The organism is Streptomyces sp. NPDC027672 (assembly GCF_055566335.1).
This window is the reverse complement of record NZ_JBVHSO010000001.1, coordinates 221,529-246,860: the sequence shown is the minus strand read 5'-3', so window position 1 is coordinate 246,860 and position 25,332 is coordinate 221,529. Positions and strand designations below refer to the sequence as shown.

The 25,332-nt window shown below is 71.5% G+C and carries 18 protein-coding genes, 1 tRNA gene and 3 pseudogenes; 14 read left to right on the top strand and 8 right to left on the bottom strand.

Features of this window, described 5'->3' with window-relative positions; translation table 11 throughout:
• Positions 1-13 precede the first annotated feature (13 nt).
• From ACZ4SV_RS01060 to ACZ4SV_RS01045, 4 genes are all read right to left on the bottom strand, one after another.
• Positions 14-1,375, bottom strand: a complete 1,362-nt coding sequence (locus ACZ4SV_RS01060) for an FtsW/RodA/SpoVE family cell cycle protein (RefSeq protein WP_468000486.1) — start codon at positions 1,373-1,375, stop codon at positions 14-16.
• Positions 1,376-1,663: 288 nt separating this feature from the next.
• The gene (locus ACZ4SV_RS01055) at positions 1,664-2,923 is read right to left on the bottom strand and encodes an ATP-binding protein (protein ID WP_468000484.1); all 1,260 of its coding nucleotides are present in this window, start codon (positions 2,921-2,923) and stop codon (positions 1,664-1,666) included.
• Complete coding sequence (locus ACZ4SV_RS01050) at positions 2,920-3,699, bottom strand: hypothetical protein (protein ID WP_468000482.1); 780 nt, start codon at positions 3,697-3,699, stop codon at positions 2,920-2,922. Before ACZ4SV_RS01050 ends, ACZ4SV_RS01055 begins: the two co-directional genes overlap by 4 nt.
• A gap of 126 nt (positions 3,700-3,825) precedes the next feature.
• Complete coding sequence (locus tag ACZ4SV_RS01045; protein ID WP_365879524.1) at positions 3,826-4,332, bottom strand: protein-tyrosine phosphatase family protein; 507 nt, start codon at positions 4,330-4,332, stop codon at positions 3,826-3,828.
• A gap of 97 nt (positions 4,333-4,429) precedes the next feature.
• Here ACZ4SV_RS01045 and ACZ4SV_RS01040 point away from each other — a divergent pair, with 97 nt between their 5' ends.
• Positions 4,430-5,227, top strand: a complete 798-nt coding sequence (locus ACZ4SV_RS01040; protein ID WP_468000479.1) for a nuclease-related domain-containing protein — start codon at positions 4,430-4,432, stop codon at positions 5,225-5,227.
• A gap of 105 nt (positions 5,228-5,332) precedes the next feature.
• On the opposite strand, the gene ligD is transcribed toward ACZ4SV_RS01040, so the two are convergent.
• Complete coding sequence (gene ligD / locus ACZ4SV_RS01035; RefSeq protein WP_397981527.1) at positions 5,333-6,220, bottom strand: non-homologous end-joining DNA ligase; 888 nt, start codon at positions 6,218-6,220, stop codon at positions 5,333-5,335.
• A gap of 53 nt (positions 6,221-6,273) precedes the next feature.
• Here ligD and ku point away from each other — a divergent pair, with 53 nt between their 5' ends.
• Positions 6,274-7,320, top strand: a complete 1,047-nt coding sequence (ku, locus tag ACZ4SV_RS01030) for a non-homologous end joining protein Ku (protein WP_468000476.1) — start codon at positions 6,274-6,276, stop codon at positions 7,318-7,320.
• 210 nt (positions 7,321-7,530) lie between these two features.
• Here the strand turns inward: ku and ACZ4SV_RS01025 are convergent, their stop codons facing one another.
• A complete protein-coding gene (locus ACZ4SV_RS01025; RefSeq protein WP_468000474.1) occupies positions 7,531-8,859 on the bottom strand; it encodes an MFS transporter in 1,329 nt (442 codons plus the stop codon).
• 187 nt (positions 8,860-9,046) lie between these two features.
• On the opposite strand from ACZ4SV_RS01025, the gene ACZ4SV_RS01020 reads away from it, so the two are divergent.
• The 4 genes from ACZ4SV_RS01020 to ACZ4SV_RS01005 all read left to right on the top strand — a co-directional run bounded on the left by ACZ4SV_RS01020 (position 9,047) and on the right by ACZ4SV_RS01005 (position 12,553).
• The gene (locus tag ACZ4SV_RS01020) at positions 9,047-9,406 is read left to right on the top strand and encodes an ArsR/SmtB family transcription factor (RefSeq protein ID WP_468001277.1); all 360 of its coding nucleotides are present in this window, start codon (positions 9,047-9,049) and stop codon (positions 9,404-9,406) included.
• A gap of 229 nt (positions 9,407-9,635) precedes the next feature.
• Positions 9,636-10,958: a nitrate/nitrite transporter gene (locus tag ACZ4SV_RS01015; RefSeq protein WP_468000472.1), complete on the top strand. Its 1,323-nt coding sequence runs from the start codon at positions 9,636-9,638 to the stop codon at positions 10,956-10,958.
• Between the two features lie 256 nt (positions 10,959-11,214).
• A complete protein-coding gene (locus ACZ4SV_RS01010) occupies positions 11,215-12,072 on the top strand; it encodes an MBL fold metallo-hydrolase (protein WP_468000470.1) in 858 nt (285 codons plus the stop codon).
• A 235-nt stretch (positions 12,073-12,307) separates the two neighbouring features.
• A complete protein-coding gene (locus ACZ4SV_RS01005) occupies positions 12,308-12,553 on the top strand; it encodes a hypothetical protein (RefSeq protein ID WP_468000468.1) in 246 nt (81 codons plus the stop codon).
• A gap of 415 nt (positions 12,554-12,968) precedes the next feature.
• Here ACZ4SV_RS01005 and ACZ4SV_RS01000 read toward each other — a convergent pair whose 3' ends face one another.
• On the bottom strand, positions 12,969-15,728 hold the full coding sequence (locus ACZ4SV_RS01000; protein WP_468000466.1) for an NACHT domain-containing protein: 2,760 nt from the start codon (positions 15,726-15,728) through the stop codon (positions 12,969-12,971).
• Between the two features lie 364 nt (positions 15,729-16,092).
• Here ACZ4SV_RS01000 and ACZ4SV_RS00995 point away from each other — a divergent pair, with 364 nt between their 5' ends.
• Complete coding sequence (locus tag ACZ4SV_RS00995) at positions 16,093-16,866, top strand: transposase (protein ID WP_468000464.1); 774 nt, start codon at positions 16,093-16,095, stop codon at positions 16,864-16,866.
• A 150-nt stretch (positions 16,867-17,016) separates the two neighbouring features.
• Here the strand turns inward: ACZ4SV_RS00995 and ACZ4SV_RS00990 are convergent.
• Positions 17,017-17,088 (bottom strand) — tRNA-Arg (locus ACZ4SV_RS00990).
• A 116-nt stretch (positions 17,089-17,204) separates the two neighbouring features.
• Between ACZ4SV_RS00990 and ACZ4SV_RS00985 the strand changes: the two are divergent.
• The 7 genes and pseudogenes from ACZ4SV_RS00985 to thrB all read left to right on the top strand — a co-directional run.
• Positions 17,205-17,729: pseudogene (locus ACZ4SV_RS00985) on the top strand (response regulator); the annotation flags it as partial.
• A 288-nt stretch (positions 17,730-18,017) separates the two neighbouring features.
• Positions 18,018-18,725: pseudogene (locus ACZ4SV_RS00980) on the top strand (hypothetical protein); the annotation flags it as partial.
• A 588-nt stretch (positions 18,726-19,313) separates the two neighbouring features.
• A pseudogene (locus ACZ4SV_RS00975) lies at positions 19,314-19,814 on the top strand (DALR anticodon-binding domain-containing protein); the annotation flags it as partial.
• A gap of 53 nt (positions 19,815-19,867) precedes the next feature.
• The gene (lysA, locus tag ACZ4SV_RS00970; RefSeq protein ID WP_468000462.1) at positions 19,868-21,259 is read left to right on the top strand and encodes a diaminopimelate decarboxylase; all 1,392 of its coding nucleotides are present in this window, start codon (positions 19,868-19,870) and stop codon (positions 21,257-21,259) included.
• A 155-nt stretch (positions 21,260-21,414) separates the two neighbouring features.
• Entirely contained in the window at positions 21,415-22,704 is a 1,290-nt protein-coding gene (locus ACZ4SV_RS00965) for a homoserine dehydrogenase (protein ID WP_397943621.1), read from the top strand.
• Positions 22,705-22,710: 6 nt separating this feature from the next.
• Positions 22,711-23,769: a threonine synthase gene (gene thrC / locus ACZ4SV_RS00960; RefSeq protein ID WP_468000460.1), complete on the top strand. Its 1,059-nt coding sequence runs from the start codon at positions 22,711-22,713 to the stop codon at positions 23,767-23,769.
• Positions 23,770-24,041: 272 nt separating this feature from the next.
• Positions 24,042-24,959, top strand: a complete 918-nt coding sequence (thrB, locus tag ACZ4SV_RS00955; protein ID WP_365880335.1) for a homoserine kinase — start codon at positions 24,042-24,044, stop codon at positions 24,957-24,959.
• Positions 24,960-25,332 lie beyond the last annotated feature (373 nt).

Below are 25,332 nucleotides of genomic sequence, written 5' to 3'. Positions count from 1 at the left end.
CCGCCGTACCCGGTCACGGGGCCTCCCGGCCGTCGTACTGGCTGCGCGCGGAGTCGCTCACCCGGACCAGCAGCGCCACGATCGCCCAGTTGGTGACCACCGAGGAGCCGCCCTGGGCGAGGAACGGCATCGCCATGCCGGTCAGCGGGATCAGCCCGGTGACCCCGCCCGCGATCACGAACACCTGCAACGCCACGATCGAGGCCAGCCCGACCGCGAGGAGCCGGCCGAACGGCTCGCGCAGGGCGAGGCCCGCCCGGTAGCCGCGCTCCACCAGCAGCGCGTACAGCAGCACGATCGCCGCCAGGCCCGCGAGCCCCAGCTCCTCCCCGGCCGTCGCCAGGATGAAGTCCGACTTCGCGGCGAAACCGATCAGGATGGAGTGGCCGAGCCCCAGCCCGGTGCCGAGGATCCCGCCGGCGGCGAAGGCGAACAGCGACTGGGAGAGCTGGTTGGGACCCCGCCCGGCCTCGATGGTGGCGAACGGGTGCAGCCAGTCCTCGATCCGCCCGCCCACATGCGGTTCGAGACGTCCCACGGCGACGGCGCCGAGCACGGCCAGCAGCAGCCCGACCGCGATCCAGCCGGTGCGCCCGGTGGCGACGTAGAGCAGCACCACGAACAGGCCGAAGAACAGCAGCGAGGTGCCGAGGTCCCGCTCCAGCACCAGGACGCCCACGCTCACCAGCCAGATCGTCAGGATCGGCCCCAGCACCCGCCCGGTCGGGAACTGCAGCCGCCACAGCCGGCGGCCGGTGTAGGCGAGCGCGCTGCGGTTGGCGGCCAGATAGGCGGCGAAGAACACCGCGAGCAGCACCTTCGCGAACTCCCCGGGCTGGATGGAGAACCCGGCGAGCCGGATCCAGATCCGGGCGCCGTTGACCGCCGGGAACAGGATCGGCGCCACCAGCAGGACCAGGGCGGCCACCACGCAGACGTACGCGTACCGCTGGAGCACCCGGTGGTCGCGCAGCACCAGCACGACGGCGATGAACAGCCCCACCCCGAGCGTGGACCACACCAGCTGGGTCGGGGCCGCCTGGTCGCCCGGCGTCTCCAGGTCCAGCCGGTAGATCAGCACCAGCCCGAGCCCGTTGAGCAGCACCCCGATCGGCAGCGGCAGCGGATCGGCGTACGGCGCCCGGATGCGCACCGCGACATGCGCGAACAGGGCGAGCACACCGAGCCCGGCGCCGTAGCCGACGGCGCCGGGCGGGACGGTGCCGGCCCGGGCCAGCCCCACCGCGCAGTAGCCGTACACGGACAGCAGGACGGCGAGCACGAGCAAGGAGAGTTCGACGCCCCGGCGCCGGGGGAGGCGTGCGGCACGCGGCGGAGCGGGGGCCGCCGCCACGGTGGTTCCGGCCTTCGTCATGCCCGGAACCTACCGAAATGGGGCGCCTCGTGCGGGGAGCGCGGGGCTTTATCGCCCTACGGCTTCGGCCACGGGGGTACGACCAGCCACGACGACGCGCCTACGTGGCGCGTGGGTTCGCGGATTGGTCCCGCCGGTCGGTGGGTGCGTGTGGCGCTTGGGTTCCCGGATCGGCCCCGGCCGTCGGTGGGTGCGTGTGGCGCGTGGGTTCGTGGATCGGTCCCGCCGGTCGGTGGGTGCGCGTGGGTTCGCGGATCCGTCCCGTCGGTCGGTGGGTGCGCGTGGGGTCTAGGGTTCCGGGCCGGGCGGGGTCGCCGGGAGCCGCAATGTGGCGATCGCGCCCCCGTCCGCCGCGTTGGCGAACTCCAGCACGGCGCCCAGCACCTCCGCCTGTCCCGCCGCGATGGTCAGCCCGAGCCCGTGCCCCGTCGCCCCGCCCTCCGTGCGGAACCGCTGCGGCCCGTGCGCGACCAGGTACTCCGGATACCCGCCGCCGTGGTCCCGTACGGTCACCACCGGCCCGTCCACGGCCAGCACCACCGGAGGCGCCCCGTGCCGGTGCGCGTTGGCCACCAGATTCCCCAGCACCCGCTCCAGCCGCCGCCGGTCCGTCTCCACCCGGGCGTCCCGCAGGAGGCGCACCTCGGTGTCGGTGCCCGAGGCCCGTACCACCCGCGCGGCCAGCGCTCCCAGCTCCTCGGTGCCGACCTCCAGCCGCTCCCGCCCGGTGTCCAGCCGGGAGATCTCCAGCAGATCCTCGGTGAGCGTGCGCAGCGCCGCCACCCGGTCCCGCACCAGCTCCGTCGGCCGCCCCGGCGGCAGCAGCTCGGCCGCCGCGTGCAGCCCGGTGAGCGGGGTGCGCAGCTCGTGCGCCACGTCCGCGGTGAACCGCTGCTCGCTCAGCAGCTTGCCCTGCAAGGAGGAGGCCATCGTGTCCAGCGCGCCGGCCACCGCGGCGACCTCGTCCTGCGGGCGGGACGGGTCCCTCGTCCGCGGGTCGTTCACCCGGGCGTCCAGATCGCCGGCGCTGATCCTGCGCGCCACCCGCGCCGTGCCGTGCAGCCGCCGGGTCACCCGGGTCACCGCGAACACGCCGACCAGCACGGTGGCCCCGATCGCCAGCACCGACGACCACAGGATCGACTGGTCGAGACCGGCGATGGTGCGGGCCTGCTGCGAGTAGTCGACCTCCACGGCCAGCGCCCGGCGCCCGGTCACCGGGCCCGCCGCCCACATGGTCGGCCGCCCCCGGTAGGTGGCGACCATCGTGCCGCGCTGCCCGGCCACCGCCAGCGCGCGCAGCGGCGCGGGCAGCCCCGCGGGGTCCACCCCGGCGCCCTGCCGGAGCGTGTCCCCGGCCTCGTACGCCCCGGTGGCGTCCGCCAGCCGGGACAGCGCCAGGTCACGGGCCTGGCCGACGGTCTGGTTGGTCACCGAGACATGGACGAGGACGCCGAGCAGCGCGGCCAGCGCACAGCACATCACCGTGATGAACGCGGCGGCCTTGACGGCGAGGGCCCCGGCCCAGGAAGGCAGCGCGAACCTCATCGCGCACCCGGGAGACCGGCGGACGGCGAGGCGGAGGACGGGGGCGGGGCGGAGGGCGAGGCGGAGGGCCGGGCCGACGGGGACGGTGTCCTGCCGTGCCGGCCGTCGCCGACGTGCAGGTACTCGTCGCGGGAGAACACCATCGCGCGCTGGCCCGGGTCCCACACCCAGGTGGTGCGGTACTCGTAACCGGAGATGTCGGCGGGGGAGCGTTCGATCAGCGCCCGCCCGGCCAGCTCCACCCCGGTGATCGCGTCGTTGTCGGCCAGCACCTGCACCAGCCGGTGCCGCTCGACGGTGTAGACGCGTACCGCCGTCTGGTTGGTCGGGTACAGCCGGAAGCCGAGCGTCAGATCCGCCCGGCCGTCCCCGGTGAGGTCCCGGTAGTACGGCTTCAGCAGCGGACACCGGGCCCGGTCGCCGCCCGGCCGGCACTCCTTCATCCGGTCCACGGTGGCGTGGTACGCGCCCTTGGACCCGTACTCGTCGGGGCGCGCCGTCAGCTCCGCCGCCACCACGTCCACCGGATCCGCCCTCCGGATGTCGTCACCGGGCACCGTGACGCCCTTGACCGTGCGCCGGGTCGCCACGTCGTACGGATAGGCCGGGCTGGACGCCGGCCTGAGGTCCGGCCACAGCCGGACCGGGCCGACGGCGGTCGCGGTGGGCCCGGCGCCGTGCAGCGCGCCGGTGTCCCCGCAGGCCGTCGCCGTCGCCGACAGCAGGGCGACGACGGCCAGGACGGGAGCGGTGCGCGCGGGACGACGGTCTGGCATCCCTACATTCTGACGGACGTCTGCTTTGTACTGCTTCGGCGTACCGCTCCGGTGGTTCTTCGCTCCGATGGTTCTTCGCGTCGCCGGCTCGTCGCGTCGCCGGCTCGTCGCGTCGCGAGCCGGGGCTCACTCGGCGAGTTCCTCCAGCAGCCGCACGGTCGCCAGCCCCGTCCGCAGATAGTCCACGAACAGCTCGTTGTGCAGCGCCCACGCCGAACGGCGGGCCCGGATCAGCTGGATCGCCTGGTCGGCCGTGTCACCCCGCTGCACCAGGGCGTGCGCGATGACCAGCCCCGACCGGTTGTACCCGTGGTAGCAGCGCACGAGCACCCGGCGCCCGGCGTCCAGCGCCTCGTTCACCGCCCGCGCCAGCCGGATCACACCCGCCAGCTGGGTCCCGTCCAGCGGTCCGTCCGGGATCGGCCACACGTGGTGCTCCACGCCCGGGTCCGGCCCGTACCCGGGCAGCCGCAGCATGCTCTGCACCACGTCGAACTCGTCACCGACGACGGCGATCTCCAGCCGTCCCGAACGGCTCCGGAACTCGTGGCCGCCCATCCACAGACCGGGCACGACCTCGTCCCACGGGCTCTCCGGAACCGGTACGTCGGGCTGCATTCCGAGGGTACGCAACGGCGCCTCCCCAACTCCCCCGCTCGGGACCGCCTCCACGGTAACCGGTCTTGCCCCGGGAGCACCCCGCCTGTTCCCATGGTCGAGGGGTGATGGCATGAGCGGACTGCGCGTGGTGCCGGCCTTCCGGCACGGCGGTGAGCGGCTGTACGTCTGCCGCGAGGACGGAAGCAGCGTCGCCTGGTACGACCGTGAGGCGGGCCGGGTCAGCCTGCTCGGCGAGGACCGCAGGGACGAGGTGCTGGACGCCCTGCGGCCCTTCCTCACCGGCCCCGTGACCGTGGGGCCGCCCCCGGTCCCGACCCCGGCCGAACTCGCCCGGCTGACCCTGCACCCGGACGACGACCTCGCCCCCAACCGCCCCGGCGAGGCCCTGCTCGTCGCCCTCGACCGCGCCCCCGCCCACCGGCTGCGCCCCGACCCGCGCCGGCACGCCCTGACCGCCGAGCAGACCGTCGGCCAGGCCCTGGACGGCCTCGACGGCGCCGGCTGGCACACCCTGCACTCCGTCCCGCTCCCCGGCGGCGACCGCATCCACCACCTGGTGATCGGCCCCGGCGGCCTGTTCGCCGTCCACGCCCTGTACGCCCGCAGGACCAGGGTCCTGGTGGCCGACCCGATGGTCACCCTGGGCCGCCGCGCGGCCGAGCCGCTGCTGCGCCGGCTGCGCTCCGCCGCCGACCGCGCCTCCTACGCCCTGACCGCCGAGGTACGCCCGCTGCTCGCCCTGGTCGCCCCGGCCGAGATCACCGTGACGTCCCGGCCGCGCACGCTGCGCATCCTGCGCGACCCGGAACTGGCGGACCTGGCCCGACTGGGCGGCGTACTCAAACCGGCGGACGTGGAGGCCCTGCACGGAATGGCCCGGGACCGGAGGACTTGGGGGAGGGTGTAGGGGGCCGGGGTCCGGCGGCTGGGGCCCGGGGCCCTGGGCCCGGGGGCCGGTGGCGGGGCCTGATGGCTGGGGCCCGCCCGGACCGCCTCCGCCTCCGCCCCGCCCTCACGGCAACCGCGTGGCCGACCTCCGGTCCAGCAGCGGTGCCAGCAGATCGCCGTGGTCCGTCAGGCGCGGCGCCATGTCGCCGGCCTGGAACTCGAGCTGCGCCGGGCTGCGGCAGTCGGCGACCTCCTCCCAGGTCACCGGCGCGGAGACCAGCGGGGTGCGGCGGGCGCGCACGGTGTACGGCGCGGCCGTGGTCTTGCGGGCCGCGTTCTGGCTCCAGTCGACGAAGACCTTCCCCGGCCTGAGGCTCTTCGTCATCCGGTGCACCACCAGCCGGGGCATCGCCCGCTCGGCCTCCACCGCCAGCGCCTTCGCGTACTCGGACGCCTGTTCCGACGTACCTCCCCGCACCGCCGCCAGCAGGTGCAGCCCCTTCGACCCGGCGGTCTTCGGGTACGCCTCGATCCCGTCCGCCGCGAGCCGCTCACGCAGCCACAGCGCGACCTCGCAGCAGTGCACGATGTGCGCGGGCGGCCCCGGGTCCAGGTCGAAGACCAGCCGGTCCGCCTCCTGCGGCGTCCGCACCAGCCACTGGTGGGTGTGGAACTCGGTGACCAGGTTCGCCGCCCACACCAGGCTCGGCAGGTCCTGCACCACCACCATCCGGGCCGGGCTGTCCGCCGACGACCGGGGCACCTCGGCGGTCGTGACCCACTCGGGCGTACCCGGCGGCACGTTCTTGGTGAAGAAGAGCTGTCCGTCCGGACCGTCCGGGTAGCGCAGGAAGGACACCGCCCGGCCGCGCAGATGCGGCAGCAGGGCGGTGGCGGCGGTCGCGTAGTAGTGCAGCAGCTCCGCTTTGGTGAAGCCGGTCTCCGGATACAGCACCTTCTCCAGGTTGCTGAGCGCGACCCGGCGCCCCTCCACCTCTGTGATAGGCGTCATAAGATGACAATTCCAGACGAACCGGAAAAAACGGCGACGGAAGGGTGCGGCACGTGCGATCGATTTGGAACGGCGCCATCTCCTTCGGCCTGGTCAGCATCCCGATCAAGCTGGTGAACGCCACGGAGAGCCACGCGATCTCCTTCCGCCAGATCCACACCGAGGACAACGGCCGCATCCGCTACCGCAAGGTGTGCGAACTGGAGGACCGCGAGGTCAGCCAGGCCGAGATCGGCAAGGGGTACGAGGACGCCGACGGCACGATCATCCCGATCACCGACGAGGACCTCTCCCACCTGCCCATCCCGACCACCCGCACCATCGACATCGTGGCCTTCGTGCCGGCCGACCGCATCGACCCCCTCCAGATGAGCGCGGCGTACTACCTCGCGGCCGGCGGAGCCCCCGCCGCCAAGCCGTACACCCTGCTGCGCGAGGCCCTCAAGCGCAGCAACCGGGTCGCCATCGCCAAGTACGCGCTGCGTGGCCGGGAGCGCCTCGGCATGCTGCGCGTGGTCGGCGACGCCATCGCCATGCACGGCCTGCTGTGGCCGGACGAGGTCCGCGCCCCGGAGGGTGTCGCACCGGACACGGACGTCACCATCCGCGACAAGGAGCTGGACCTCGCGGACGCGCTGATGGACACGCTCGGCGAGGTCGACCTGGAGGACCTGCACGACGAGTACCGGGAGGCGCTGGAGGAGGTCGTCGCCGCCAAGGCCTCCGGCGAGGTTCCGCCGGAGTCGCCGGAGCCCGCCGCCGGCGGCAAGGTGCTGGACCTGATGGCGGCGCTGGAGAACAGCGTGCGGGCGGCGCGGGAGTCCCGCGGGACCTCCGGCGAGGAGGCCGAGGTCACCCATCTGCGCCAGGGCCGGAGCGCACCGAAGGAGACGGGCGCCAAGAAGTCGGCGAAGACCGCGGCCAAGAAGACGGCACCGGCGCGGAAGTCGACGTCCAAGACGGCGGAGAGGTCGGCGGCCGCGGGCGAGAAGCCCCCCGCGAAGAGCACGGCGAAGACCACGGCGAAGAGTACGGCGAAGAGCACGGCCACGAAGAAGACCGCCGCGAAGAAGACGGCATCGCGCAAGAAGTCGGCCTGATCCCGGCCGGCCCCGGCTTCCCCTGAACCGGGTGCCGCCTGGTGCCGCCTGCCGCCAGTGGGGGTGCCGCCGGGTCCCGCCTGCCGTCAGTGGGGGTGCCGCCTGGTGCCGCCTGCTGTCAGTGGGGTGCCGCTTGGTGCCGCCTGCCGTCAGTGGGGTGCCGCCTGGTCCCGCCCGCCGGCCGTCGGTTTCGCCTCATCCCGCCCGCCGTCACCCGAGGGCCGCCCGGCCGCGCCGCCCCAGCACCAGCGCGCCCCCGCCCACCGCCAGCACGGCCAGCGCCGTACCGAACACCGTCGCCCCCGCCGTCAGCCCCACCGCGTCGCTCACGTACCCGGCGCCGACGGGAAGGAGCCCGGCGGGCAGATAGCCGCCCACGTTCAGCGCCGCGTTGGCCTCGGCCAGCCGCCCGCCCGGCACGGAGGAGTTCAGCAGCGACAGCCCGCCCAGTTGCCCCATGCCCTGCCCCGCCCCGGCCAGCAGCGCGGCCCCGGCCAGCACCGGCACCGACCCGGTGCGCACGGCGACGACGAGCGCGAGCATGCCGAGGGCGGTGGCACCGGCCCCGGCGGCCAGGACCGTACGCCGGCGCAGTCGCCGTACCGCGAACTGCACCGCCGTCGCCCCGAGGAACATCACGAACGCCAGCGCCCCGGCGACGATCCGGCTGCCCGTGCCGAGCAGCCCGGACAGCAGCGAGGGTCCCAGCGACAGCACGAAGGACGTCGCGGTGATCCCCGGCGCGAACACGGCGATCCCCAGGGCGAGCGGCCACCCGGCCCCACGCGGCACACCGGGCACCCGCACCCACCTGCGCGCACGACCGCTGGCACCCGGACCGCCGCCATCGGCATGGCGATCCGCATCCGTACCGCCGCCCTTACTGTCCCCGCCACGGCTGCTGGCGCCCTCACCCGCACCGCCCCCGTCCCCCCGCCGTACCGGCATCCGCACCACCGCCACGACCGCCGTCCCCAGCAAGGACGCCTCCACCGCGAACACGGTGACCGTGGGCCCGGGCAACGTCTCCGACAGGACGCCCGCGAGCAGCGGCCCCAGCCCCGCGCCGAACACCATCGCGCAGGAGGCGACCAGTGCCGCGAGCCGGCGCCGGGCGGGCCCGGCCACGTCCGTCACCGCGGCCATGCCCGCCGAGACCACCGCCCCGACCGCGACCCCGGTGCACAGCCGGGCGACGACCAGCGCGGCCACACCGCCGGCGGTCGCGAAGACCAGGCAGGCCACGAGGGCGAGCCCCAGCGCGGGCAGCAGCACGGGCTTACGGCCGAGCCGGTCGGAGGCGGCCCCGGACACCAGGAGCGAACCGAGCAGCCCCGCGATGTAGCAGGCGAATACCACGGTCAGCGTGCCCTTGCTGAACCCCATCTCGCGCTGCCACAGCACATACAGCGGTGTGGCCGCGTTGGACAGCACGAACACCGCCGTCACGGGCCAGGCGGCGAGCCAGATCCAGCGCACGGGCACGTCGCGGGCGTGGGCCGAGGCCGGCGACCGCAGGCCGGCCGTGGTCTCCGTCATGACACAGTCCTCCCCTGAGCAGCAGTACGACTTGAGTCGTACTTGTACGATCGGAGTCGAACTTAGCATGCAGTACGATCAGAGTCGTACAAGAGGCGGGAGCAGCCGGAGAAGCGGCAGCTTGGGGGAAGGAGTCGCAGTGACCGGAGAACCGACCGGGCGCGGGGCCGAGGAGGGCCGGCCCGCCGTGGCCGTCACCGAGCCGCCGGAGCCGCCCGGCCTGCCCGACCCGCTGCCCGAACCGGCCGTCTCCGAACTGCGGCTGGAGACCGTGCTGGGCGCGCTCAGCGACCCGCTCAGACTGCGGATCGTGCGCAAACTGCTGCTGGAGTCGGAGGACTTCGACCACACCTGCGGCTGGTTCGGCCTGGACCGCCCCAAGTCCTCGCTGACCCATCACTTCCGGGCCCTGCGCGAGGCGGGCGTCACCCGCCAGCGCCAGTACGGCCTGGAGCGCCGCAGCCACGTCCGGGTCGCCGACCTGAACGCCCGCTTCCCGGGCCTGCTGGACCTGGTGGCCGCGTGGACACCGCCGGACGGCACCTGAACCGGCACACGCACACACCGGCGTACCGGCTGATGCACGCACCGGCACACCGGCTGAGGCACGCACCCGCGTATCGGCTGACGTACTCACGTACTGACGCATGAGGTCGGCCCGCGCTCTGACGCATGAGGCCGGCCCGCGCTCCGGATGCGAGGCGCGCACCGGTCCCCGACCATGGAAGTCGTCGCGAGGGGAGGGGCAGTCGGGGCCGACTCCTGGGAGTGTGACGATGACCGGTGACAGACCGTCCGCGGCGACCTGGCGCAACCTGACGCTGGCCACCGCCGGCTTCACCCTCACCTTCTGGGCCTGGAACCTCGTCGCCCCGCTCGCCGCCGACTTCGACGACCGCCTGCACATGGGCGCCTCGGCCCAGTCCCTCCTGGTCGCGGTCCCGGTGCTGGTCGGCTCGCTCGGCCGGGTTCCGGTCGGCGCGCTCACCGACCGCTATGGCGCCCGGCTGATGTTCCCGCTGACCAGCGCCCTGACGATCATCCCGGTACTGCTCCTCATCCCGGCGAAGTCGTCGTACGCCGCCCTGCTCGTGGTGGGCTTCTTCCTCGGACTCGGCGGGACGACGTTCGCGATCGGCGTGCCCCTGGTCAACTCCTGGTTCCCGCCCGCCCACCGGGGCGCCGCCCTCGGCGTGTTCGGGATGGGCATGGGCGGGGTGGCCCTGTCCGGCTTCTTCACCCCGCGCCTGTACCACCGGGGCGGGAACCTGCCCTTCCTGGTCATCGCGATCGCCCTCGCCGTGTACGCCGTCCTGGCCGCGTTCCTGATCAACGACCGCCCCGGCCGCCCGGTCCCGACGACCCGCCTGGCCACCCGCCTGACCCAGGCCGCCCGCCTCCGCGTCACCTGGGAACTCTCGGCTCTCTACGCGATCGGCTTCGGCGGCATCGTCGCGTTCGGCGTCTACCTCCCCACGTACCTGAAGACCTGGTACGGCCTGAGCCCCACCGACGCCGGCACCCGGGCGGCCGGCTTCGCCCTGGTCACGGTGGTCTTCCGCCCGCTCGGCGGCTGGCTCGCCGACCGCGTCCACCCGGCGGTCGTCACGGCGTGGGCGCTGGGCCTCGTCGCCCTGCTGGCGGTCGTCCAGTCCTTCGACCCGGCCCTCGCCCCGACGGCCACGGTCTGCCTCCTGCTGATGGCGGCGGGCCTCGGCACGGCCAGCGGCTCGGTCTTCGCCCTGGTCTCCCGGGTCACCCCGCAGCCTCAGGTCGGCAGCGTCACCGGCATCGTCGGCGCGATGGGCGGCCTAGGCGGCTTCGTCCCGCCCCTGGTGATGGGCGCCGTCTACAGCGCCAAGTCCTCCTACTCCATCGGCTTCATGCTCCTGTCCGACCTGGCCCTGGCGGGCTGCGTCTACGCATACGGCCGGATGCGCACGGCGGGCAAGGACACGACTCCGAGCCCGGCCCCGCACACCACTCAGGGTCCTCCGGGTCCGGCCCCACACCGCGGCACGCAGGCTCCGGGGAACCCGGCCGGCTCGCCCACCTCGCCCACCTCGACCACCTCGGCCCCCGACCAGGGCAGCCGCTGACGGGCCCGGGGCGCCCGGAGCGTCCCGAGCGCCCGGAGTGGCCCGGCGACCGAGGGGTACCCAGCGGGGCAGACGACCCCGCCGCACAACGGGGGCGGGGAACTTCGACGCACCGGGTGGAACGGGGTGTGTCGGCGGACCCACCGGTTGGGGCGGGGTGTGCCAGCGGACCCACCGGGTGGAACGGGGTGCGCCGGCGGACCGCACGGCAGGGATGGGTGCCGCCGGCCCCGGACCGGACGGAAGGACGGATGCCATGCCCTCCACGGACGCGCTCCCCGAGGACGACACCCTCGACCTGCACTTCATCGGCAACGCCACCGTGCTGCTGAGGTACGGCCCGCTGACCCTCCTCACCGACCCGAACTTCCTGCACCGCGGCGAGTACGCCCACCTCGGATACGGCCTGGTCAGCCGCCGCCTGTCGGAACCCGCCGTAGACCCCCGGGACCTGCCCCGCATCGACGGCATCGTGCTGTCCCACCTGCACGGCGACCACTGGGACCGCAGGGCCCGCCGGTCCCTGGACCACACGATCCCGGTCCTGAGCACCCCGCACGCGGCACGCCGGCTGAGGGTGTTCCACGGATTCCGGCGGACGGCGGGACTGCGGACCTGGCGCGCGCTCACGCTCCAGCGGGGCGCGGCCCAGGCGACGGTCACCGCACTGCCCGGCCGGCACGCCGGACAGCCGGTGCTGCGCGGACTGCTGCCGCCGGTGATGGGCAGCATGATCGAGTTCGGCCCCGTGGGCGGCCCGGTACGGCTGCGGCTCTACATCTCCGGCGACACCCTGCTCTACGACGGCCTGGACGAGATCGCCCACCGTTTCCCGGCCGCCGACCTGGCCGTCCTCCACCTGGGCGGCACCCGCCTCCCGGGCGGCTTCCTGGTCACCATGGACGGCACCCAGGGCGCCGAACTGGCCCGCCGCCTCGCCCCCCGCGCCATCCTCCCCGTGCACTACGAGGACTACACGGTGATGCGCTCCCCCCTGTCCGACTTCCTCACAGAGGCCCACCGCCTGGACCTGACCGAAAAAATCGTCCACTGCCCCCACGGCAGCCGAGCCCAACTATCGCCGGAACGGGGGGCGGTACCGATGGTCCACTGACAAACGGCACCGGCCGGCCCATCGCGAGGTTCGCCGCGCACCGGGCGCACCGCCGCACGGCCTGTCATGCCCAAGCTGAGGCTCCGGGATCCATACCTCACTGCGGGGGGCCATACGTCGTCCTCGGCCACGTGAAGGCACCAGCCGGGCCTGTACGCGCACTGTGCCGGGGAGATCAGGGCCGTGTCATCCGGGTGAGTGCACCACTCGCCCTGTTGGGTCCGCTGTTCGCTCTTTGGCGGGCAGCGTCTTCTCGGAGTCCTTCCGCACCAAGGCGCTTGCAGATCACTACCGCACCAAGCTCATGCGTGCGATGCGCGACGGCAAGGAGTTCGGCACGGCATCCGGCCTACCAACTTCGATGGAAGAGCAGAAGTCGGTCGTGTCGTGGTACGACTTCGCCCTTAGGTACCTCGCGATGAATGGCCGCATGCTGCCCCCAATACGCGGGATGGCATCAACGAATCGCTTACCAGCGTGACGGCGGAGCTCCTCGGTGAGCGCGCGGGACGGCCGGCCGACGAGGCGATTCGCAAAGCGCTGCGCCATTGGGCTTTCGTGTTGCCGGGGCCTGCCGACCGAGAGGTTCCGGACGACGTGCGGTACTTTCTCCACTGGGTGCCAAGGCGTCTCGGCCGCTCGCCGATCTTGCTGAATCCGCCACTGCCCGTGCAGCCTTAGGCTCGCTGAAACTCAAGCTGGACGCACGGCCGCAACGGCGGAAACGGTGCGGCGTAAGCGCCGGACGCTCGTCAACGCTGCAAACTGTGCGGTTTACCTGGGGGAACTTCGTGAGAATCGATCACAGCCGTTCGCTGGCAGAAGCCCAAGGTTTGGAACCAGGTAGATCCGCGGGTTGTCGCCAACCCTGCCTGGGGCCTCTCTCGTTTCGTGCGCTACCTGCGACGGTGCTCAATTGAATAAGCTGCCTCCTGTGAAGAGACGGTTTCACTCTCCTCAAAGAACGATTCGGTCGGCCGCAGACGCCGCTTCTGGGGGCCGGCTGCGTTCACCCGTTCCTCGATCAACTTCCCCTCGGCTAGCAGCCGCTTAGCGAAGGCTTGCCACCTGTCACCGTGCTCGCGTGTCCACTTCATCCGGACGTCCTCGTCCGGCGGATTGTAATGCCGGTCCACGATGATCGCTGCCCGGGAATTAGCGATCTTGTCCCGGAAGAACGCTTCGATGTCACTCTCATCGACGGACTCCTCAGGCAAGCCGAGCAGTTCCCTTATCTGGCGCGGGGTAGTCGCCAGCCCGCCCTGAGTGAACAGTTCGCCCACATACTTGTGAGAGTCGTCCAGCAGCGGATTGCCGGACGTCCGAGAAAGGTCCAGCTGATCGATCTGGCTGCCGGTCAGTCGCACTGTGACTCCCGGCCCTACCACCAGGTGCTTCACCTGTGCCTGGTCGAGCGTCACCGTTCCGGAGCCATTCAACTCAAGCCTATCAACCATGATCCGGCTAACGGCCCTCGCGTTCTCCGCGGTCCCGTGTACTCTCGCCCACAGCTCACCGAGACTGGCCATGGCGGGACGGCACTCCTCAGTCGACTGGGCTGCACTCACTCTGACTTGAAGCGCGGCGACGAGTGCCTCCAATCGCTCGTCCCGGGCCACCTCCGACCACATCGAAGCGATCAGCTGAGCGCACAGCGCTGAGATCGCCACTTCGGACAGCAGCGCCAGAGCTTGCTGGAACGGCACCCGAACGATTTGTCGGGCGAGGAAGTGTTCGGCGATAGCGAGGTGGGTGAAGCTGAACGAGAGCTCATGCTCCGACCATTCGGCGCTCATGCCGCACAGGGCGACCAGTCGGCGCTGTTCCTTCTCGTCGAGTTCCCTGCCCAACGCGACTTCCGCCGCGACCACCAGGTCAGACTCGGCGACCTCCGCGGCCACGCTGCGCGCGGTCATCTCTGCAACCTCGCAGAAGATCTCGGAGAGGTCTTCCTGGCTGAAGAGCTCGGCGTCCTGCGCGTCCCTTAGCTTGCTCAACTCGCGTTGAAGATAGGTATCGACCACAAACCGTAGGAAGTCACCGGACGGATCGGTCTGCTTCCACGCGATATAGGCGAGGCAGAAGAACGGCGTGGTCAGCAGCTGCCGGATCTCTGGTGCTTCCTCGGTGACCATTTCGCTCGATAGATGGTCCGCGAGCTTGAGTAGCTCCGCACGCCGCCATGGCTGCAGCTTCATCGTCGTCAACCGGTGATTCGACGCCTTAGCAGGGTGCTCCGCCAAGCTCTTCCAGAGCCGCGCTTCAGAGTAGCTCGCTCTCGCGGAGAGGATGACAGCTCCCCGGTTGCGGAGTTGGTCAAGGATCGGCTGTAGGCCCGATAGCGGGTCGTCGTAGGACCGGAAGCCCAGCATCTCGTCGAACCCGTCGATCACCAGTATCGCCAGCCCAGCCCGGCACAGAGCCAATACCGGCTCTCGGTCTAGGATGCGCGTGCCGGCGACTCTCTCAGTGATCAGTTTGTCCAGGCTGGTCGCGCTAGTCCTGCTGGAGGAGATATAAATCGCCACCGGGTCGAGGCCGCCGCCTGCGGTCAGCGACTCCCGGGCGAACTGGAGCAGACTGTGGGTTTTGCCGGCCCCGGCTTCGCCAGTCAGCGTGATGAGGTTTGTGCTGCCGCGGTACGCATGGATACCGTCGGTAACTTCCTCGCAAGCCTTGGTGATGGTGAGGTCGGTGCGAGGGCCCTGGTAGTCGTCGTCGAACTGCACCATCGTCGGCACATGAGGAATGCGCTGCTGCAGGTTCGGGAACAACTCCCGGCTGATCCGCTTTTCCGCAGTGACCTGTTCCTCGAGCTCCTCCAGCAGTCGCCGTTTGAGCAACGGCCAGTTACACACGTCCGCCAGGAAAGCCTTGTACGGCTTCGACCCTGACTCAGTCAGCCACATCCTGGCGTGATCCGCGCCGACGATGAAGCGATCGACCCGCGGAACTGGCCCGTCTGAACTGCGCCGATCCCAGCGCACGGCGATAGGTTCGGGCGGCGATGCCAGGACGTAGACCGAGTCACGTTCGGCAAAACCCTTGAGATCCCGGGCGATGTCCTGCGCGAAGTCGTCGAGCAGGCGATCGCCGCGCTGGAAGTTCAGCTTCTTCAGCGCATCCACTACGTCGGGATCTGTCACATCACGGGCTTCGCCACGACGTGGCCAATATCTCGCTGCTGTCCCCGAGAAGGAGTGCAGCGCCGCTAGCTCGCCGTCGGCCATCCGAAAGTAGGGCCTCAACTCGGTGACGTGGCCGTGCTCGTAGATCCGCTCGATGCGCTCAGCATTAAGTGCTACCGCTCCATGCAGGACCGCACGGTCGATGTTGTCTGGAATCGGACCGCCGTGGCACACCTGGTTGCGTACCCGCCTGATCGACGTTTGCGGCTCTTTGACGATCACTGTCTCGATGCTGTCAGCGACCTCCGCCGCATCCGTCCGACACTCGGTGCAGCCCAGTTTCTCGCTCTGTTTTCGGCAATACTCGGCCCATGTCTCGAGTGAGCCAGGCGTACTAAACCTGTCTGGTCTCTCGTCCGCAGCTGCGCACAGCAGTCCCAGCACCCGGAGCTGATACTCCACGTGGACCAGTGCACTGAACGACTCCTGCTGCGGATCCGGTGCTGCGACGAGGTCTGGGATGGTCACACGCACTCCAACATGTGCAGAGGGACGAAGAACCTAACGACCAGATGGCTGACGCCCTATCAAATCATCATGTCCGCGTGCGCGCGCCAAGGTCGAGACGGCAGCCGACTCCGGTGCCCCCAGCCAGCCTTAAAGCCAGAGCTGCGCCTGCGGCACCCGTCGAATCGGGGTGGGCGGCCGGTAGTGAACGTCCTACTCGCCGCTGATGCCACGCGCCACTTCGAGCGTGACCGAACTTCGTCGGAAGGGAGAAATCGATACAAGAAGCCGTATTTGCCCTGTATTGGTTAGCTCTGGTGTGATAGGTAGATGAAGCCCTAGAGGTTGTCCCGTAACTGCTGGTGAGGGCTGAGATGATCTTGCCGTGGCTGGTGTGATCACGGCGTCGGAGCCCTCGTGGATAGGTCCGTTTACCGGGCTGAGCCCGCGGCAGTTCAACAAGCTGATCGCCGCGCTGCGGCGTGAGGGGGCCGATCCGGTCCGCAAGGGCCGGCCGTGGTCGCTGCCGTTGGAGGACCGGGTGCTGCTGGTGGCCGCGTACTGGCGTACCAACCTCACCCTGCGCCAAATCGCCCCGCTGTTCGGCGTCTCGAAGTCGGCGGCCGACCGAGTCGTCGACCATCTCGGGCCGGCTCTCGCGCTCCAGCCCCGGCGGCGGTTCCGCAAGGACACCGTGCTCATCGTGGACGGCACGCTGGTTCCCACCCGCGACCGAGCTGTGGCCGCCTCAGCCAAGAACTACCGCTACTCCACCAACCACCAGGTCGTCATCGACGCCGACACCCGCCTCGTCGTCACCGTCGGCAAGCCGCTGCCCGGCAACCGCAACGACTGCCGGGCCTGGCAGGACTCCGGCACCAAGGCCGCAGTCGGCAAAACCCCCACGGTGATCGCCGACGGCGGCTACCGGGGCACGGGCCTGGCCATCCCGCACTACCGCCGTCACAAGAACGAGGAACTGCCGGCCTGGAAGGAGGAGCACAACGCCTCCCACCGCCGCGTCCGCGCCCGCGTCGAGCACACCTTCGCCCGCATGAAGAGCTGGAAGATCCTGCGCGACTGCCGCCTCAGAGGCGACGGCGTCCACGACGCCATGCTCGGCATCGCCCGCCTCTACAACCTCACCCTGACCGGATGACGAGCAAACGGGCAGGTCAACCTGCATACCCGAGAACAATTACGGGACACCGTCTAGGTCCGCTCCGGGCTGCATACGGCTGCACATACGCGAAGACCCCGGCCTCAGCGTTTCCGCTGGTGACGGGGTCTTGGACACACTTACACAGTGTGCCCCCGGCAGGATTCGAACCTGCGCACACGGCTCCGGAGGCCGTTGCTCTATCCCCTGAGCTACGGGGGCGTGTCGGGCGCTTCGCTCTCGCTTGCGGCGACGGGTAGAACATTAGCAGGTCCGGAGGGGTGATCAGGAACCCCGTTCCCCGGGGAGGGTGAGTGGGTCCCCTGTACGGGGTGGAAGTGGGGAAAACCCGGACGCGGTGGCCGGTCCGCACCTACTCTCGAGTTGTGCCAGGCGCTCCGGGCCGGGTGCTTGTTGTGGACGACAACAAGGTCATCCGGCAGCTGATCAGGGTCAACCTAGAGCTGGAAGGGCTAGAGGTCGTGACCGCGGCCGATGGTGCCGAGTGTCTGGATGTGGTGCACCAGGTCCGGCCCGATGTCGTGACGCTCGACGTCGTCATGCCCCGGCTGGACGGGCTGCGCACCGCCGCCCGGCTCCGCGCCGATCCCCGTACGCACGACCTTCCCCTCGCCATCATCAGCGCGTGTACGCAGTACGAGGTCGAGACCGGCCTCGACGTCGGCGTCGACGCCTTCCTCGCCAAGCCCTTCGAGCCCGCCGAGCTGGTACGGCTCGTCAAGGAACTCCTCGAGCGCAAGGCCGGGCGGGACGAGGGCTGTGGGGGAGAAGCGCCCGGGGGGCTTGAAGGAGACGATGGGGGAGCAGGTCCGGGTGGCGGTGGTGCCGGGGAGGCCGTCGCCGGGGGCGGTAGTGAGGGGCCCAGTGACGGCGGGGGCGGTGGCGACGCGGGTGACCGAGACGCCGGAAGCGGTGAAGGGTCCTTCCGTCATGGCGTCTCACCCAGTCCCGGAAACGCCCCCGGGGCCGAGGGTTCCTCCGGTTCCTCCTGAGTCGCCGGCAGTGGCCTGAGTGCGCTCCCGGCTCCCGAATCCCTGGCTCCGGGTTTCCCTCTTTCTGTGTCCTCTCCCTGGTCCGCTCTGGCTGGAATGCGTGCCTCGACCCTGTGACATTCGGTCGTTCTGTAGGCGGTGCCTGAGCGGCCGGAGCCAGGGGTCCGTGCGGGGACAGGGGCAGAGGCGGGGGCCTGGTCGCTGCCGGCCCCGACCCGCTCCCCGGCCTGCCCCTGCCTCGCCCCTGATCGTTCCCGCCCCTGGCCGTCCCCGACCCGCCCCCTCCACCCGCACCCCCGTCCCCTACCACCTCGCCGACTCGCCCCCCTCCTCGCCTACGCTTGTCCCGTGACCCCCGCCCAGCTCTCCCGTACCGTGTTGTGCGCGGTGCGTCGTGCTGTCGATGACGGGGAGCTGAATGTGACCGTGCCCGAGCGGGTCGTGGTGGGGGAGCCGGGGCCCGGAGGGTGTGGGGACTTCGCCACCGCCGTCGCCCTGCGGCTGGCCCCGTCGGCCGGGCAGCCGGCGCGCAGAGTCGCCGAGGTGCTGCGGGCGCGGCTCGTCGGTACCGAGGGCATCCGGGACGTCGTCGTCACCGGGCCCGGGTTCCTCAACATCAGCCTGGACGCGCGGGTCGATCCCGTCGCCGCGCTGGTCCGGGAAATCCGCGAGAAGGGCGCCCGGTACGGACACGGCGACGCCCTCGCCGGTCAGGTCGTCACGCTGCTCGTGCCGTACGAGGTGAGGGCCGAGGTCGTCGCCGACTCCGTCGTACGCCTCATCCGTGCGCAGGGCGGGCGTGCCGTCGTCGAGCGCGAGCCCGCCGGCAGCCAGGGCGACGACCCTGCCGTCGTCGGGCACGCTGGACCCGCCAGTCCGCAGCGTGCCCGCCGCGCGGCCGACCACGACTCCGTCGCCCGCCCGACCGCCGAGCTCGATGGACTTACCACTCCGCACGGCGCCCACCCCACCCCCGGGCCCGCCGTCAGCCCGGACGCCGGTCTCGCCGCCGAGCACAGTGGCCCCGCCGCCGGCCCGGGCATCCGCCCGACCGCCGACCACGAACCCCTCGCCCGCCCGGCTGCCGACCACGACGGCCCCGCCGCCAGCCTCGCCGCCGAGCCCGCCGTCAGCCCGACCGCCGGCCTCACCGCCGAGCACAGTGGCCCCGCCGCCGGCCCGCGCATCCGCCCCGCCGCCGGCCACGATGGCCCCGCCGCCACCCCGGACGCCCGCCCCACCCCCGAGCACAGCGGCGCCGACAGCCAGACCCCCCACCCCACCCCCGAGCCCGCCCCAACCCCGGACGCCGGCCTCACCGCCGCGAAGAGCGGCCCCGCCGCCACCCGGGACGCCCGCCCCACCGCCAAGCACAGCGGTGCCGACAGCCAGACCCCCCGCCCCAGCACGCCCCCCCAGAAGCAGACCCCCACCCCCCTCCGCCCCCGACCCGCCCCCCAGGACCCCACCCCCCTGGGGAGGGACGCCGCTCGCTGGGCCTTGCTCTTTCCCGCTCCGCACGATCGGCCTCGGATCTCCGCGGAGCATCTCGTGCAGCGGGAGGGCAATCCGCTGTTCCGGGTGCGGTACGCGCATGCCCGCGTCCGGTCGCTCAGCCGCAACGCCTCCCGTCTCGGTTTCGCCGCCGAGCCCGGTCCCCTGGGGACCGAGGCCGGTGCCGGTCTGCTGACCCCGCTCGCCGACCACCCCCGTATCCTCGCCGCGGCCGCCACCCACCGTGCCCCGGACCGGCTTGCCCGGCATCTCGTGACCGTCGCCGATGCCGTGCTGCCCCTGCTGCCTTCCGTGCTTCCTGTCGGTGAGGAGAAACCCTCGGCCGCCCACCGTGCCCGGCTGGCCCTCGCCGAAGCAGCCGGGCAGGTGCTGGCCGGCGGCCTGTCCCTGCTCGGCATCGACGCACCCGAACATCTCTGAGGCGTCAGGCAGATGCGCGCCCGGAGAGAGACAGAGAGTCTGAGAGTCACGTCATGAGCCGTTCCGCCCATCCCGCCGGGCCCCGCCACGCCGATGTCCTGCCCGAGGGGCACTACTCCGCGCCGCCCGCCGACCTGAACGTCCTCGACCCGAAGGTGTGGGCCCAGACCGTCACGCGCGGCGACGACGGGGTGGCCGCCGTCGGCGGTATCCCCGTCACCCGGCTCGCCGAGGAGTTCGGCACGCCCGCCTACGTCCTGGACGAGACCGACTTCCGGGCCCGGGCGCGCGCCTGGCGCGCCGCGTTCGGTCCGGACGCCGACGTGTTCTACGCCGGGAAGGCGTTCCTGTCCCGGGCCGTGGTGCGCTGGCTGCACGAAGAAGGGCTCAATCTCGACGTCTGCTCGGGTGGGGAACTGGCCACCGCGCTGTCCGCCGGGATGCCCCCCGAGCGCATCGCCTTCCACGGCAACAACAAGTCCGGCGCGGAGATCCGCCGGGCCGTCGAGGCGGGCGTCGGACGGATCGTGCTCGACTCCTTCCAGGAGATCGCGCGGGTCGCGCACACCGCCCAGGAACTCGGCAAGCGGCAGCGGGTGCAGATCCGGATCACGGTGGGCGTCGAGGCGCACACGCACGAGTTCATCGCGACCGCGCACGAGGACCAGAAGTTCGGCATCCCGCTGGCCGGCGGGCAGGCCGCGGAGGCCGTACGGCGGGCCCTGCGGCTGGACGGGCTGGAACTGATCGGCATCCACTCGCACATCGGCTCGCAGATCTTCGACATGTCCGGGTTCGAGGTCGCCGCGCACCGGGTCGTGGGGCTGCTGAGGGACATCCGGGACGAGCACGGCGTGGAGCTGCCGGAGATCGACCTCGGCGGCGGGCTCGGCATCGCCTACACGAGCGCCGACGACCCGCGTGAGCCGCACGAGATCGCCAAGGCGCTCACCGAGATCGTCACGCGCGAGTGCGAGGCCGCCCGGCTGCGCACGCCGCGGATCTCCGTCGAGCCCGGCCGCGCCATCGTGGGGCCGACGGCGTTCACGCTGTACGAGGTGGGCACGGTGAAGCCGCTGGACGGGCTGCGGACGTACGTCTCCGTCGACGGCGGCATGTCGGACAACATCCGCACCGCGCTGTACGACGCCGAGTACACCGTGGCGCTCGTCTCCCGCGTCTCCACCGCCGAGCCGATGCTCGCCCGGGTCGTCGGCAAGCACTGCGAGAGCGGGGACATCGTGGTGAAGGACGCGTTCCTGCCGGCGGACCTGGCGCCGGGCGACCTGATCGCGGTGCCGGCCACCGGCGCGTACTGCCGCTCGATGGCCAGCAACTACAACCACGTGCTCCGGCCGCCCGTCGTCGCCGTACGGGACGGCGAGGCCCGGGTGATCGTCCGGCGGGAGACGGAGGAGGACCTCCTGCGTCTCGACGTCGGGTGACGCGCGTCTCAGCACCGCGGGGGCGGAAGATCTGCGGTCTTCGGCCCCCGTTGAAATGAAAATAATGTCTCACGATCCGGACGAAGGGTAGATACTCCCGTCCGGTGAGTGAGACTAATCGAACCGTAGACGGTATGAGGAAACGAGGTCGGATGATGCGTACGCGTCCGCTGAAAGTGGCGCTGCTGGGCTGTGGAGTGGTCGGCTCAGAGGTGGCGCGCATCATGACGACGCACGCCGACGACCTCGCCGCCCGGATCGGGGCCCCGGTCGAGCTGGCCGGCGTCGCCGTACGGCGTACCGGCAAGGTGCGCGAGGGCGTCGACCCCGCGCTGGTCACCACCGACGCCACCGCCCTCGTCCAGCGCGAGGACGTCGACGTGGTGGTCGAGGTCATCGGCGGTATCGAGCCGGCCCGGACGCTGATCACCACCGCCTTCGAGCACGGCGCCTCCGTCGTCTCGGCCAACAAGGCGCTGCTCGCCCAGGACGGCGCCGCCCTGCACGCCGCCGCCGAGAAACACGGCCGGGACCTGTACTACGAGGCGGCCGTCGCCGGTGCCATCCCGCTGATCCGCCCGCTGCGCGAGTCGCTCGCCGGCGACAAGGTCAACCGCGTCCTCGGCATCGTCAACGGCACCACCAACTTCATCTTCGACAAGATGGACTCCACGGGAGCCGGCTACCAGGAGGCCCTCGACGAGGCCACCGCCCTGGGCTACGCCGAGGCCGACCCGACCGCCGACGTGGAGGGCTTCGACGCCGCCGCCAAGGCCGCCATCCTCGCCGGCATCGCCTTCCACACCCGGGTCCGGCTGGACGACGTCTACCGCGAGGGCATGACCGAGGTCACCGCCGCCGACTTCCGCTCCGCCAAGGAGATGGGCTGCACCATCAAACTGCTCGCCATCTGCGAGCGGTCCAAGGACGGCAGGTCGGTCACCGCGCGCGTGCATCCCGCGATGATCCCGCTGAGCCATCCGCTGGCCTCCGTGCGCGGCGCCTACAACGCCGTCTTCGTCGAGTCCGACGCGGCCGGACAGCTCATGTTCTACGGCCCCGGCGCGGGCGGTTCGCCCACCGCCTCCGCCGTCCTCGGCGACCTCGTCGCCGTCTGCCGCAACCGGCTGAACGGCACCACCGGACCCGGCGAGTCGGCCTACGCCGACCTGACCGTCTCCTCGATGGGCGAGGTCGTCACCCGGTACCACATCAGCCTGGACGTGGCCGACAAGCCGGGCGTGCTCGCCCAGGTCGCCACCGTCTTCGCCGAGCACGGGGTGTCGATCGACACCGTTCGGCAGCAGGGCAAGGACGGCGAGGCCTCTCTCGTCGTCGTCACCCACCGGGCCTCCGACGCCTCCCTGTCCGGGACCGTCGAGGCACTGCGCAAGCTGGACACCGTGCGGGGTGTCGCCAGCATCATGCGGGTTGAAGGAGAGTAACCAGCAATGACCCACCAGTGGCGCGGAATCATCGAGGAGTACCGGGACAGGCTTCCGGTCTCCGACACCACGCCGGTCGTGACGCTCCGCGAGGGCGGCACGCCTCTCGTGCCCGCGCAGGTGCTCTCCGAGCGCACGGGCTGCGAGGTCCACCTGAAGGTGGAGGGCGCCAACCCGACCGGGTCCTTCAAGGACCGCGGCATGACCATGGCCATCAGTAAGGCCAAGGAGGAGGGGGCGAAGGCCGTCATCTGCGCGTCGACCGGCAACACCTCCGCGTCCGCCGCGGCCTACGCCGTACGCGCCGGCATGGTCTCCGCCGTGCTGGTGCCGCAGGGCAAGATCGCCCTGGGCAAGATGGGCCAGGCCCTCGTGCACGGCGCGAAGATCCTCCAGGTCGACGGCAACTTCGACGACTGCCTCACGCTCGCCCGGGCGCTCAGCGAGAACTACCCGGTGGCGCTGGTGAATTCGGTGAACCCGGTGCGCATCGAGGGCCAGAAGACGGCCGCCTTCGAGATCGTGGACATGCTCGGCGACGCGCCGGACATCCACGTCCTGCCGGTGGGCAACGCGGGCAACATCACCGCGTACTGGAAGGGCTACCGGGAGTACGCCGCGGACGGCATCGCCGCCCGGACCCCGCGCATGTGGGGCTTCCAGGCGTCCGGCAGCGCCCCGATCGTGCGCGGCGAGGTCGTCAAGGACCCGTCGACCATCGCCACCGCCATCCGGATCGGCAACCCCGCGTCCTGGAACTACGCGCTGGCCGCCCGGGACGAGTCCGGCGGCGTCATCGACGAGGTGACGGACCGTGAGATCCTGCGCGCCTACCGCCTGTTGGCCGCGCAGGAGGGCGTCTTCGTGGAGCCCGCCTCCGCCGCCTCCGTGGCCGGTCTGCTCAAGGCCGCCGAGCAGGGCAAGGTCGACCCCGGCCAGCGCATCGTGTGCACCGTCACCGGCAACGGCCTGAAGGACCCCGACTGGGCCGTCGCCGGCGCCCCGCAGCCGGTCACCGTCCCGGTCGACGCGGCCACCGCGGCCGAGCGCCTCGGCCTCGCCTGAGCGGCCCGGGACCCCGGTCCCGGTCAGGGTGCACAGGAGGCATACGACACGCATCGTGCGCCGCCTGTGCGCCCTATGTCGCCGCAGAACCTTCCTTCGATAGGCTGTAACCAACCCGCCGCCGCACCTTTCCCCGCGTCCGGCACGGCGCCGCGCCGCCTCCGCGGCCCGACGGGTCCTCGTACATCAGTCGTCGGCAGTCCACCGAACGGCCCTCGAACGCCATCGAGCGCCATTCAACCGTCACGCAGCTCAAGGAGAGTCTTCGAGCGATGGCCGGTCCAGCTTTCCGCGCCGCCGCCGTCCGGGTGCGCACCCCCGCCACCAGCGCCAACATCGGTCCGGGCTTCGACGCCCTGGGCCTCGCGCTGGGGCTCTACGACGACGTGGTCGTCCGGGTGGCCGACTCCGGGCTGCACATCGACATCGCGGGTGAGGGCAGCGAGACCCTGCCCCGGGACGAGAGCCACCTGCTCGTCCGCTCCCTGCGGACCGCCTTCGACCTGCTGGGCGGACAGCCCCGCGGCCTGGAGATCGTCTGCGCCAACCGGATCCCGCACGGCCGCGGCCTGGGCTCCTCCTCCGCCGCCATCTGCGCCGGCATCGTCGCCGCGCGCGCCGTGACCATAGGCGGCGAGGCCCGTCTCGACGACGCGGCGCTGCTGGAACTGGCCACGGAGATCGAGGGCCACCCGGACAACGCGGCCGCCTGTCTGCTCGGCGGCTTCACCGTGTCCTGGATGGAGGGCGGCATGGCCCGCGCCATCAGGATGGACCCGCACGATTCCATCGTTCCGGTGGTTTTCGTGCCCGGGAAACCGGTGCTGACCGAGACCGCGCGCGGTCTGCTCCCGCGCAGCGTGCCGCATGTCGACGCCGCCGCCAACGCGGGCCGTGCCGCCCTGCTGGTCGAGGCGATGACCAGGCGTCCCGAGCTGCTGCTCGCCGCCACCGAGGACCGTCTGCACCAGGAGTACCGCGCGCCGGCCATGCCCGAGAGCGCCGCACTGGTGGAGCGGCTGCGCGCCGACGGCATCCCGGCCGTGATCTCCGGCGCCGGACCCACCGTCATGGCCCTCGCCGACACCGGCAGCGCCGACAAGGTGGCCCACCTCGCGGGCGACGGCTGGGCCGCCAACCGGCTGGACCTGGATGTACGGGGAGCGAGCGTGCTGCCGCTTGCGACCTGACACACGGTTGCCGGATTTCGAGAGGGGGAATGTTTGTTGGATCCGGTAGTGTTAATCTCAAGTCTGCACCCGACCCCACCATGGCGAGGTGCCTCGTGTCCCCCTCCGGGACAGACATTCTTCCGGGAGCCTCCCGCGCCACTCCGTGTTCCCTGCGCCGTACCTGGGCAGTACGGCGTATGCGAGCACTGAGCGGGCCGCCGGTGGGGGTACCCCCTGTGGGGGAGCTCCGGAACCGGTGCTACCACGCCACGTGACACTCGGTGCCACGACTCGCGGAAGCGCCATCACCGCACATTTCTTCCGCCGCTTTGGCGGACCACCGCCCCGGCACGGTTCACAGAAGACAGAACCGTAGCCGGACAGCACAACC